Source organism: Thioclava sp. F36-7 (assembly GCF_002020075.1).
Taxonomy (GTDB): Bacteria; Pseudomonadota; Alphaproteobacteria; order Rhodobacterales; family Rhodobacteraceae; genus Thioclava; species Thioclava sediminum.
Genome location: NZ_MPZR01000012.1, coordinates 64,960 through 76,818, shown reverse-complemented (window position 1 = coordinate 76,818; position 11,859 = coordinate 64,960). Strand labels below are relative to the sequence as shown.

The window sequence follows — 11,859 nt, the reverse complement described above, 5'->3', positions numbered from 1 at the left end:
CGTTTGCGCTAACAAGTCTACCCTTGCCGCGATAACGGGCAACAGGAAACTGAAAGAGGAGCGATTCATGGCGAAGGATTGGTGGCGCGGGGCGGTTATCTACCAGATTTATCCGCGCAGCTTTCAAGACGACTCGGGCGACGGGATCGGCGATCTTAAGGGGATCACGCGCAGGCTCGATCATGTCGCCTCGCTGGGCGTCGATGCGATCTGGCTGTCGCCGATCTTCACCTCACCGATGGCGGATATGGGCTATGACGTCTCCGATTATCGCGGCATCGATCCGCAATTCGGCACGCTGGAGGATTTCGACGCGCTGGTGGCGCGCGCCCATGAGCTGGGTCTGAAAGTCGTGATCGATCAGGTGATCTCGCACAGCTCCGATCAGCATCCGTGGTTCAAGGACTCCAAGAAAGGCGGCGCGAAGAAGGATTGGTATGTCTGGGCCGATCCCAAGCCCGATGGCAGCCCGCCCAATAACTGGCAATCAGTCTTTGGCGGCTCGTCGTGGGAATACGCTCCCGAGCGCGGCAAGTATTACCTGCATAACTTCCTGATCGAGCAGCCCGACCTGAACCTGCACAATCCCGAGGTGCAGGACGAATTGCTCGACGTGTTCCGCTTCTGGCTGGATCGCGGCGTTGACGGCTTCCGCCTCGATACGGTGAATTACTACTTCCACGACCCGAAGCTGCGCGACAATCCGGCGATGGACCCCGATCCGGAACGTTGGCCGCCGGTCTCGACCTACGACATGCAGGACCACGAGTTCGACAAGAACCGCCCCGAGAACATCCCCTTCCTCAAGAAGATGCGCGCGGTGATGGACGACTACGAGGCGCGTACGCTGATCGGTGAAGTCGGCGAAGCGCCGCATCGCGCGCTCGGCATCATGGAAGAATACACCTGCGGCGACGATCGTCTGCACATGGCCTACAGCTTCGACATGCTGGGCCCGAAATTCTCGCCGGCGCATTTCCGCGGCAAGATCGAGGGCTTCTTCAAGGGTGCGCCCGACGGCTGGCCGAGCTGGTCGTTCTCGAACCACGACGTGCAGCGCCATGTGACCCGTTGGGCGAAATACGGCACCGAGGACAGCATCGCGCGGCTGGCCATCGCGATGCTCGCGTCCTTCCAGGGCACGATCGGGATCTATCAGGGCGAGGAACTCGGCCAGACCGAGACCGAGATGGAATATCACGAGCTGACCGACCCGCCCGGCCTGCGTTTCTGGCCCGAGAACAAGGGGCGCGACGGTTGCCGCACGCCGATGGTCTGGGACGAGAGCACGAATGCGGGCTTCTCCAAGGCCAAGCCGTGGCTGCCGGTGAAGCCGCCGCAAGCGGCGCGCGCCGTTGCACTGGAAGAGGCCGATGAGGGCTCGGTGCTCGCCTATTACCGCAACGTTCTGGCTTTCCGGAAGGAAAACCCGGTGCTGCGCGAGGGCACGTCGACCTTCCTCGACCTGCCCGATCCGGTGCTTGGCTTCATTCGCGACGATGGCGCGATGAAATTCGCCTGCTACTTCAATCTCGGCCCCGATCCGGTGACGCTCGAAGCTGACGGGGAGCTCGTCGGGCCCTGCCTTGCCGCAACGCTGGAGGGCGGCACGCTGTCGCTCGGCCCGAATGGCGCGGCCTGGGTGAAGCTCTAAGACACCATGGGGCGGCGGACAGGACCGGAACAGGACCTGTCGCCGCCTCACGGACCCATGACGGCGTCGGGAGCGTTTGCTCTCGGCGCCGCGTGTGTTTCTGTTTTCTTTCTCTAGTAAGTCGCGCGGTCTCGGCCAATAAGGTGCGTTCGGGGCGATTTCTTACGGAATTTTAAGAAGGTCATAAATTCCTTCTGCGATTGTCCCGCCAGAGATAGGAAAAAACGTGGAAATATAACATGGCTCTCGCTGATCCGGCGCAACCTGCCCCGCCCCAATCGCGTGTGAAGATTCTCTGGCCGATTGCGCTCGGGCTCGTGCTGTTCCTGATGGGGCTGTGGGCACTGCATCATCTTCTCGCGAGCATCGACGTCCATCAGGTGATCGCGCAGATCAAAGCGACGCCGTGGCCCACGCTCGGCGCGGCCGTGGGCGCGACCGCTTTGGGTTATCTGGCGCTGGTCGGCTACGATTTCTGGGCGCTGCATTACCTTGGCAAACAGCTACCGCTGCGCACCGTCGCGCTTGGCGGGTTTCTGGGCTACGCCTTCGGCAACACGGTAGGGATCAGCGTGATCTCGGGCGGGGCCGTGCGCTACCGCATCTATTCCGCCGCCGGTCTGAACGCCTTCGAGGTCGCGGCGCTGTCGTCCTATATCGCGCTGGCGATGGGGCTCGGGCTGACGATGGTGGGCGCTCTGGCGCTCTGCGTGCATCCGGCAGCCCTTGCAGGCGTCATTTCGGCGCCCGAGCCCGTGATCCGTATCGGGGCCTTGGCCGCGACGGCTCTTATTCTGGGCGGGGCGTTCTACCTGTCTTATACCGGGCGCGCCCTGCGTATCCGGAACCGCGAGATCGCAATGCCCGTGCCGCGCATCCTGATCGGCCAGCTCGGCGTGGCGCTGTTCGACTCGACCATGGCCGCGGGCGCGCTTTGGGTGCTGATGCCCGCAGGCACGCCGCCATTTGCGAGTTTCGTCGCGATCTACGCCGCGGCCAGCATGGTCGGCATCCTGAGCCACGTCCCCGGCGGCGTCGGCGTGTTCGAGACGGTGGTGATCGCCGCCCTGCCCGCGGGCGTGCCCTTGGGCGAGGCGGCAGCGGGCCTTCTGGCCTTCCGCATGATCTACTTCCTGCTTCCCTTCGTGATCGCCTTCGTCGTGGTCTCGCTGAACGAGGCGCGGCTCGCGGGCGGCTGGGCTACCCGCGTCTTCGGCGAAATATCAGAGCCGATGCGCCCGGTGATCAGCGGTATCGAGGGTATCGCGCCGCGGATCGCCGGGGTCGCGGTGCTGGGCCTCGGCTTCTGGATGGTGATCGTCGCGCTGATGCCGGTGCTTGGCCGACAAGGCGGCGAGCCGGGGCTGATCACGGCTGTTCTCGCGGAAGGCGGCACGCAGCTTTGTGCCCTCGCGGGCGTGCTGTTGATCGTGCTGTCGCATGGCTTGGTGCGCCGGGTGAGACTTGCCTATTGGCTGGTACTTGCGGGGCTGGTGCTTGGCGTGATCTCGGTGCTGGCGGCCGATCTCGACATCGACAACGCGGTTGTCCTGTCGCTCGCCGCGGTGGTGTTGCTGCCGTTCCGCGGGGCCTTTCACCGTCGGGTCGCTCTGACCGAGGGCGGCTACGGGCCGCTGTGGTTCGCGGTCATCCTTGGAATGGTGGCCTCTGCGGCGGTGTTTTTCTTCCTCGCCTATGCGGCGCATCCCTATTCCAACGCGCTCTGGCTCGATTTTACCGCGAGTTCACCCACACCACGGGCGCTCAGGGCCGGACTTCTGATCAGCGCGCTACTGCTCGGGTTTCTTCTTTGGCTGACACTGCGCCCGATGCGCCGCTTCACCTTTTCCGTCGATCCGGAACAGGACATCGCGGTCGCTGAAATCCTCACCGCCCAAGACGTGCCGCAGGGCTGGTTCGCGCTGACGGGCGACAAATGCGTGATGTTCTCGCCTGACCGTTCGGCCTTCCTGATGTATGCGCAGCGCGGCGGGATGCGGGTCGTGCTCGGCGATCCCGTCGGCCCGCCCGAGACCGCGCGGCAACTCGCGTGGGAGTTTCACGAACGCGCGGTGAGCGAAGGGCTCACCCCCGTCTTCTACGAGGTCTCGACGAAGAACCTGCCGCTCTGGATCGAGATGGGCTACGCGCTGCACAAGATCGGCGAGGAGGCCGTGGTCGACCTTCAGAAATTCTCGCTCACGGGGGCGAAATTCAAGACGATGCGGGCCGAGCAGAACCGTGCTTTGCGTGAGGGTTTCACGCTTGAGATCGCCTCCCCGCCGCACGCGCCGGAGCTGATCGCGACGCTCCGTGACGTGTCCGACGCGTGGCTCGCAGGCCAGAAAGGCCGCGAGAAAGGCTTCTCCATCGGCCGCTTCGATCCGCGCTACCTCAACCATTGCGAGATTGCGCTGATCCGGCGCGACGGCGAAATTCTCGGTTTCGCGAACCTTCTGGGCGGGCCGGATGCACGGCGTTTCGCGATCGACCTGATGCGGTACCGCCCGGAGGCGGCTGACGGCGTCATGCAATTCCTGTTCATCGGCCTGATCGAGGCGCTGCGCGATCGCGGTGCGACGGAGCTCAGCCTCGGCCTCGCGCCGCTGGCAGGCCTGCCCGACCGTGCCTCTGCGCGGCTGACCAGCCGCCTTGGCAATCTGATCTATCGTCATGGCGGAAGTTTCTATAACTTCGAGGGGTTAAGGCGTTTCAAACAGAAATTCCGGCCCGAATGGCGGCCCCATTATGTCGCGCTTCCGCCCGGCACCTCCCCCTATCTCGCGCTCACCGAAATCACGCTGCTGATCTCGGGCGGCGCGCGCAATCTGCTGACAAAGGACTGAAATGCTCGACGCCATCCACCAAGTGCTCCCGAATCTCGCCGCCCTTGGGATCTTCGGCTACTGGGTGATCGGGGCGGCGGCGGGGCTGGAGGCCTTCCTGCCGACCGGGATTTTCCTGCCCGGCACCCTGCTTGTCGATGCCGGCGGCGTGATGGTGCAGCAGGGGATGCTCGATCCGCTCGACCTTATGTGGTTCGTTGCGATCGGCTCGGTCCTCGGCGGAGAGGCCACGTTCTGGCTTGGTCGCCACGCGCGGCGCGGCATGCTCGGGCGTTGGAATGTCGAAGGCATGGCCGCCTATCGCCGCGCGGAGAAACTATTTGCGCGCCATGGCGGCTTCGCGATCGTCATGGGGAGGTTTCTCGGCCCCGTGGCGGGCTTCGTGCCCTTCGCTGCCGCCCTCGCCGGGATGGAGACGCGACGCTTCCGCATCTGGAACCTGCTGAGCGGCTTTCCTTACGCGATTTTCCATGTCGGCTTCGGCTATGCGCTTGGCGCGGGGTTCACCAAGCTCGGCCCGATGATGACGCGCAACACCTTGTTCCTGCTGGGGCTCGTCGTGATCGCCGCACTGATTTTCTGGATCCTGAGGCGGCTCGACCGGGCGGTGCCCTATCTCCTCGCGATGGCAGGCGGGCTGATGGACGAGATCGCCCGCCACCCCCGCGTCGACAGCTGGGGCGGGCGCCACCCGAAAACGGCGGCATGGATCGCGCGCAGGCTTGACCGCAGCAAGTTCTCCGGCCTCCCGCTGAGCCTTCTGGCACTCGCCTTCTTCTACCTCGCCTCGGTGCTGGTCGGGCTGTCGCTCGACTTCCTGCAAAGCGACCCGATCGTGCAGATCGACGCGCGCTTGGCGGCGCTGATGCGGCTGTTCTGGACGCCGGGCCTCATTCAGATCTTCACCTGGATCACCGCGCTCGGCGATACCCAGCTCGTGGCGGCGCTGCTCGTGCTCGCGCTCGTCTGGCTCGCGTGGCTGCGTCGGTTCGATCTGGCTGCGGGGCTCGTGGTCTCGCTCGGGCTGGACCTTATCTCGGTGATCATCCTGAAGGCGAGCTTCGGGCGGCCGCGCTCGATCCTGGGCTATTTCCACGAAACCTCGGGCAGTTTCCCCTCCGGCCACGCGACCCTCTCCGTCGCCTTTTACGGGATGCTGGCCTTCCTCCTCTGGCGGCTGACCCGCCTCGGGGCGCTGAGCGCGAGCTTTCTGGCGGCCTTGGTCGCCGGTCTGATCGGGTTGAGCCGGCTCTATCTCGTCGAGCATTACCTGAGCGACGTGCTGGGCGGCTGGCTTCTCGGCGCGATGTGCCTGCTGGTGGGCATCGCCGTGGCCGAGTGGTTGTATCCGCGATGGGCTGGGGCGCCGCGCGCGCGGCCCAGTTGGCAGATGGGCGTGATCGGCGTCGTGACGCTGGCGCTGCTGGGCTTCACGATGGTTCGCGTGCGCGATTATTCCAAGGCACTGAACCCGCCGCCCGTTGCGCAGCCGCTGATCGTGATCTCGGAAGGGGCCGAGCCGCAGGCGCTGCGTGACGCGCCACTGATGGCGCAGACACTCGACGCGGATCAACAGTTCCCGCTCTCGATAGCACTATGGGCGACGAACCCCGATCAGATCACAACGGCGCTGAGGGAAATCGGCTGGCAACGCGCCGATGCGGTGACGCTCAAGACGCTCGCGGGCGCGGCCTTCGGGGCTGTGCGCGATACGATGCGCCCCGGCGCCGCGCTCGCGCCGCTGTTCTGGAAGAACGAGCCAAGCGGGCTTGGCTTCACCCGCCTGCCGGATGGCGACGTGACCGACAAGATGCCGCGGCTGCGGCTGTGGCAGACGCGCTATACCGATGCATCCGGTGCGCGGCTCTGGATGGGCGCGATCACCCGCGATGACGGGCTGGTGCCGAGCGACGGGTCGACGGCGGGGCCGCTGGCATCCGATCTTGCGAAGGCGTTGCGCCAGAACGGCGCGGCCAAGCCGGTGGGCCAGATCTCCGGCACGACTGCGTCGGACATCCCGGTTCTGGCGCTGCGGTAGCGGCGCGCTTCAGCCCGCCCGAAGGTCTTCGAGGTAGATGCGAACCGCTTCCTGCACATGGCGGAAGCGGTCGCCGCCCAAATGCTTGCCGCCGAACCAGCGGGTGACGACGATGATGTGGTCATAGAGCTCTTCGCGCTCGAGCATCCGCAGGATCACCATGCCTGCTCCCGCCTCACCATCGTCGTTCTTCACCGGGGCCTCCGCCGTCAGAAGCGCCCAGGTGTTATGCGTGGCCTTGGCGTATTTCTTCTTCCGGCACAGCTCCTTGACGAAGGCTTTGGCCTCCTCTTCCGAGGCGCAAGGGCCGCCCGAGACCGCGTATTTCGAGCCGCGGTCGCTAATGATGTTCTCGAGGATGCGCATGGCGCAGGTTTAGGGGCCAAGTGCGCAGGCGGCAAGGGTGGGCAGCGGGCCTCCGTAGTCCGCCGCCCTGCCCGCTCAGCCCAGTTTGCGCAGGCGCGCGATCAGCGATGACGTATCCCAGCGGTTGCCGCCCATTGCTTGGACGTCCTTGTAGAACTGATCGACCAGCGCGGTCACGGGCAACGAGGCCCCGATCTCATCGCCGGTTTTCAGGCAAATCCCCAGATCCTTGCGCATCCAATCCACCGCGAAGCCGAACTCGAATTCGTCCTTCGCCATGGTCTCGTAGCGGTTCGCCATCTGCCACGAGCCGGCCGCGCCCTGAGAGATCACCTCGACCACGGCAGCGATATCCAGGTCGGCCTTCTCGGCGAAGTTCAGGCTCTCGGCGAGGCCCTGCACCAGACCCGCAATGGCGATCTGGTTGCACATCTTGGTCACTTGCCCGGCGCCGCTTTCGCCCAGACGGCGGCAGATCTTGGCATAGGCGTCGATCACCGGCTCGGCCTTGTCATAAGCCGCCGCGTCGCCGCCGCACATGACCGACAGCTGACCGTTCTCGGCCCCCGCCTGCCCGCCCGAGATCGGCGCGTCGATGAAGGCCACGCCATGGCCCGCCGCCTCGCCCGCCAATTCGCGGGTCACAGCGGCCGAAACCGTGGTGTGGTCCACGAAGACCGCGCCGGTTTTCATGCCCTTGAACGCGCCGTCCTTACCGAGGCAGACCTCGCGCAGATCGTCGTCATTGCCGACACAGGACATCACGAAATCCGCGCCTTTCGCGGCTTCGCGCGGGGTCGCTTCGGCCGACCCGCCATGTTCGGAGACCCATTTCTCGGCCTTGGCGGCCGTGCGGTTATAGACCGTGACCTCATGGCCCGCCGATGCGAGATGCCCCGCCATCGGATAGCCCATCACCCCAAGCCCCAGAAATGCAACTTTCGCCATCGACCTCTCCCTTGCGTGAATACGAAACCGCGCCCCGTGTAGCGCGAGCGCGTTGATTGTAGCGTCGGGCTCAACTACTAACGCGCCAACCGGGCGCGTCAACTCATGCGCCGGGAGGCGGGATTTCGGGTGAGGCGCGCAGAGGGCTCGATGTATAAGGCATTTCGATGGGGCGTTCGGCTGATCATGGCCGCGATCGTGGGTGTGGTGCTCGTCGGGGGGCTGATCTATTTCTTCGCCTCGCGCTCGCTTCCCGATTACGACGCGACCTATAAGGTCACCGGGCTCACCGCCCCGGTCGAGATCGTACGCTCGACCGAGGATGTGCCGCATATCTTCGGCAAGGACGATCCGGATGCGTTCTTCGCGCTGGGGCTCGCCCATGCGCAGGACCGGCTCTGGCAGATGACGCTGATGCGCCGCACGGTGCAGGGGCGGCTGTCGGAAGTGTTCGGTCAGGAGACGCTGAAAACCGACGAGCTGATGCGAAGGATGGGCCTGTATCAGGCGGCGGTCGACTCGGTGGCCTCGCAGGACGATTACACCAAGGCCGCGCTCGAGGCCTATGCGCGTGGCGTCAACCAGTGGATCGAGATCGTCAACGAGGGCGCGATGGGGCGCGGCGCGCCGGAATTCTTCTTCTTCGACAGCAAGATTTCCTATTGGACGCCTGCGGATTCGCTCGCGATCATGAAGCTGATGGCGGTGCAGCTGTCGAACCAGCTGCAAGACGAGGTGCTGCGCGCCCGTGTGTCGCTCGTCGGCAAAGACCTCGTGCGCGACATCATGCCCGACGATCCGCAACAGGCGACCGCTGCCCTGCCCGATTACGCGAGCCTGTTCCCGACCATGCAAAAGGGCATTCAGACGGCGGAGAACGGGGCGCCGGGGGCGTTCTCTCCCTTCCCCGCGCGCGGCTCTGCCGGGGCGTCGAACGCATGGGCTGCGGGGCCTGACCGCTCGGCTGCGGGGGGCGCGCTTCTGGCCAACGATCCGCATCTGGGTCTGACCGCGCCCTCGATCTGGTATCTGGCGCGGCTGCAACTGCAATCGGGCGGCGTGATCGGCGGAACGATCCCGGGGATGCCGCTGGTGCTCTCGGGCCGCAACAAGGATCTGGGCTGGGGGCTGACCACGGCCTATGTCGACGATCAGGACCTGCATATCGAAGAGATCGATCCCGACGATCCGACGAAATACCGCACGCCCGACGGCTGGAAGCGTTTCAAGACCAAGCGCGTGATCGTCGAGGTGAAGGACGCCAAGCCGGTCACGCTGACCCTACGCTGGACCGATAACGGCCCGGTGCTGCCCGGCAGCCATTTCGATCTGGCGACGGTCACGCCGCCGCATTCGGTGATGTCGCTCAGCTGGACCGCCTTCGATCCGCAGGACACGACGATGACCGGCGCGATGGACCTGATGCGGGCGCATTCGATACCGCAGGCAATGGATGCGGCGAAGAAGATCGTCGCACCCGCGCAGAACATCACGCTGGCCGACAAGGACGGGGTGGCGCTGGTCACCGCCGGGAAAATCCCGCTGCGCGACCGCGCGAATGACACGCAGGGCCGGATGCCGAACGCGGGCTGGAAGCCCGAGAACCGCTGGAAAGGCTTCCTGCCCTTCAAGGACAACCCGCAATTCGTCGAGCCGAAAAGCGGCATCGTCGTGAACACCAACAACAAGACGGTGGACCGGCCCTTCCCCTATAACGTCTCGTTCCACTGGGGCGACACGCAGCGTATTCAGCGCCTGTCGAAACTGATGGGCGAGCGCGAGGTGCATTCGCGCGACAGCTTCATCTCGGCGCAGCTCGACACCGTGTCGCCTGCCGCGCGCGGTCTGCTGCCGCTGGTCGGTGCGAACCTGTGGTATACTGGCGATCCTGCGCCCGCCGGCACGCCCGAGCGGATGCGCCAGCGCGCGCTGGAGATGCTGGCGAGCTGGGATGGCGAGATGTCCGAGCACCTCCCCGAGCCGCTGATCTACGCCGCCTGGATGCGCGAATTGCAAAACCGGCTGATCCGCGACGAGCTGGGCCCGCTGGCGAAGAAATTCGACCATCTGGAGCCTCTCTTCATCGAGCGCGTCTTCCGCGACACCCAAGGTGCGAGCCATTGGTGCGACATCATCCAGTCGGCTCCGAAAGAGACCTGCAGCGATATCGCGCGGCAGTCGCTCGACGCGGCGCTGTTGGATCTGTCGAAGAAATACGGGCCCAATATCGAAAGCTGGCGCTGGGGCGATGCGCATATCGCCGAGCAGGACAATCAGGTGCTGGGCAAGGTGCCGGGGCTGAAATGGTTCGTGAATATCCGCCAGTCGACCTCGGGCGGCGACTTCACCCTGATGCGCGGGCGCACCAAGGGCGGCGACGGATCCGACCGCTTCGCCAATGTCCATGCGGCGGGCTATCGCGAAGTGCTCGATTTCGCCGATCCGGACAGTTCGGTCTTCATCATCTCGACCGGGCAATCGGGCCATCCGCTGAGCCGCCATTACGACGACCTATCGGAGCTGTGGCGCTCGGGCGAATATATTCCGATGTCGCTCGATCCGGCGCTGGCGCGCGCGGCGGCGGCGGGGATCACCCATCTGGTGCCGAAAGGCGCGGCGAAACCGGGCAATTGATCCGGAAAGAAACGCGGGGCGGACCTCGGCCCGCCCCGGTTTGACCCTGGTCGTCTGTCCCTCAGTCCTCGCGCATCGTACGCTGCACCTGATCGGCCACCGGCTTGAGCAGATAGGAGATCGCGGTGCGCTCTCCGGTCTGGAAGAACACCTCCACCGGCATCCCCGGGCGCAGGCCCCGCCCGTCGGGCAGCACCGGCGCCTCGGTCAGCGCGACGGCACAGAGGTAATAGCTCCCCCCGCTTTCGTCCTTCGTCGCCGAGGCTGCGACCACGCGCACCTCGCCCGCCACCTCCGGCGTCGTACGCTGGTTGAAGGCGGTGAAGCGCAGCCGCACCGATTGGCCCGGCATGACCTGATCGATATCGGTGGTGCGCAGCCGCGCCTCCACGATCAGCTCGCCATCGGGCACGATCGCCATCACCCGCTCGCCGGGTGCGATCACACCGTTCACCGTATGCACGCCCAGCTCGTTCACCACCCCCGCGATTGGCGCGCGGATCTCGGTGCGCGAGAGCCGGTCGCGGGCGGCCACGGCACGCTCATGCAGTTCGGCCAGTTGGGCGTCGATGTCGCGCAGTTCCTTTTGCGCAGCGGTGCGGGCCTGATGGTCCAACTCGAGGATACGCAGGTTCGACTCGCTGATCTGGCCCTTCACCCGCGCGATATTCGCCTCGATCTCGCCCGAGACCCCGTCGAGCCGCGCCATGTCGCGTTCGACCTCGGTGATCGCGCCCTTCTCGGTCAAGCCCTTCTTCAGCAGCTTTTGCAGCCTCTCGTGATCCTCGCCGCGCAGACGGCGTTCGATCTCGTTCGACTGGCGCTGCGCGTCGAGCGCGCGGATCTCCTCGTCGAACTGATCGACCTGGGACAGAAGCTGGTCGCGACGTAAGTCCTGCATCGCCCGGTCATGCGTCAGAAGCTGGCGTTCGCCATCGGCAATCGCGGCCGTCTCCCCGGCGGTCTCAAATCCGTCCGGGAACACGATCTCGGCGGCGCTGTCGCGCACCGCGATCAGCCGCGCGCGGCGGCCGGTGAATTCGCGGATCTGGGTCTCGACGATCCCCAGTTCCGAGCGCAGCTGCGTATCGTCCAGCAGCACCACCACGTCGCCCGCCTGCACCAGATCGCCGTTCTCCACGCGGATATCGCGGATCACGCCGCCATCCGGGTGTTGCACCACCTTCAGTTGCGATTTCACCGCAACCTGCCCCTGCGCGATAACCGCGCCGGAGAGTTTCGCCTGCGCCGCCCAGCCCCCGAAGACGAGGATCAGCGCGCCCAGAAACGCCGTCGCGAACAGGATGCGCGCACGGATCGAGAATAGGGCCGGATCGTTTTCAGTCTTGGTCATTTTCGGTTCCCCCCACCAA

Annotated in this window: 7 protein-coding genes; 4 read left to right on the top strand and 3 right to left on the bottom strand. The window is 65.4% G+C overall.

Annotation, left to right across the window (positions count from 1 at the left end; all coding sequences use genetic code 11):
- Positions 1-67: 67 nt before the first annotated feature.
- The 3 genes from BMI89_RS18630 (at position 68) to BMI89_RS18620 (ending at position 6,538) form a co-directional block, all read left to right on the top strand.
- Positions 68-1,654 carry an alpha-glucosidase gene (locus BMI89_RS18630; protein ID WP_078572328.1) on the top strand — a complete coding sequence of 529 codons (1,587 nt, stop codon included), beginning with the start codon at positions 68-70 and terminating at the stop codon, positions 1,652-1,654.
- A gap of 239 nt (positions 1,655-1,893) precedes the next feature.
- Entirely contained in the window at positions 1,894-4,500 is a 2,607-nt protein-coding gene (gene mprF / locus BMI89_RS18625) for a bifunctional lysylphosphatidylglycerol flippase/synthetase MprF (RefSeq protein ID WP_078572327.1), read from the top strand.
- A 1-nt stretch (position 4,501) separates the two neighbouring features.
- Positions 4,502-6,538: a bifunctional DedA family/phosphatase PAP2 family protein gene (locus BMI89_RS18620; protein WP_078572326.1), complete on the top strand. Its 2,037-nt coding sequence runs from the start codon at positions 4,502-4,504 to the stop codon at positions 6,536-6,538.
- Positions 6,539-6,547: 9 nt separating this feature from the next.
- Here BMI89_RS18620 and BMI89_RS18615 read toward each other — a convergent pair whose 3' ends face one another.
- Together BMI89_RS18615 and BMI89_RS18610 are read right to left on the bottom strand one after the other, a co-directional pair.
- Positions 6,548-6,904: a YigZ family protein gene (locus BMI89_RS18615; RefSeq protein WP_078550384.1), complete on the bottom strand. Its 357-nt coding sequence runs from the start codon at positions 6,902-6,904 to the stop codon at positions 6,548-6,550.
- A gap of 75 nt (positions 6,905-6,979) precedes the next feature.
- Positions 6,980-7,954 carry an NAD(P)-dependent oxidoreductase gene (locus BMI89_RS18610; protein WP_281478348.1) on the bottom strand — a complete coding sequence of 325 codons (975 nt, stop codon included), beginning with the start codon at positions 7,952-7,954 and terminating at the stop codon, positions 6,980-6,982.
- A gap of 48 nt (positions 7,955-8,002) precedes the next feature.
- Between BMI89_RS18610 and BMI89_RS18605 the strand changes: the two genes are divergently transcribed.
- Positions 8,003-10,486 (top strand): penicillin acylase family protein, encoded by a 2,484-nt coding sequence (locus BMI89_RS18605; RefSeq protein WP_078572324.1) that lies wholly within the window; start codon positions 8,003-8,005, stop codon positions 10,484-10,486.
- Positions 10,487-10,547: 61 nt separating this feature from the next.
- Here BMI89_RS18605 and BMI89_RS18600 read toward each other — a convergent pair whose 3' ends face one another.
- The gene (locus tag BMI89_RS18600) at positions 10,548-11,840 is read right to left on the bottom strand and encodes an HlyD family type I secretion periplasmic adaptor subunit (protein ID WP_078572323.1); all 1,293 of its coding nucleotides are present in this window, start codon (positions 11,838-11,840) and stop codon (positions 10,548-10,550) included.
- Positions 11,841-11,859 lie beyond the last annotated feature (19 nt).

Bases quoted from the DNA above. Each gene is read 5' to 3' on its own strand.
- BMI89_RS18600 (WP_078572323.1), bottom strand. From the start codon at position 11,840: ATGACCAAGACTGAAAACGATCCGGCCCTATTCTCGATCCGTGCGCGC.
- BMI89_RS18615 (WP_078550384.1), bottom strand. From the start codon at position 6,904: ATGCGCATCCTCGAGAACATCATTAGCGACCGCGGCTCGAAATACGCG.
- BMI89_RS18605 (WP_078572324.1), top strand. From the start codon at position 8,003: ATGTATAAGGCATTTCGATGGGGCGTTCGGCTGATCATGGCCGCGATC.
- BMI89_RS18620 (WP_078572326.1), top strand. From the start codon at position 4,502: ATGCTCGACGCCATCCACCAAGTGCTCCCGAATCTCGCCGCCCTTGGG.
- mprF (WP_078572327.1), top strand. From the start codon at position 1,894: ATGGCTCTCGCTGATCCGGCGCAACCTGCCCCGCCCCAATCGCGTGTG.
- BMI89_RS18630 (WP_078572328.1), top strand. From the start codon at position 68: ATGGCGAAGGATTGGTGGCGCGGGGCGGTTATCTACCAGATTTATCCG.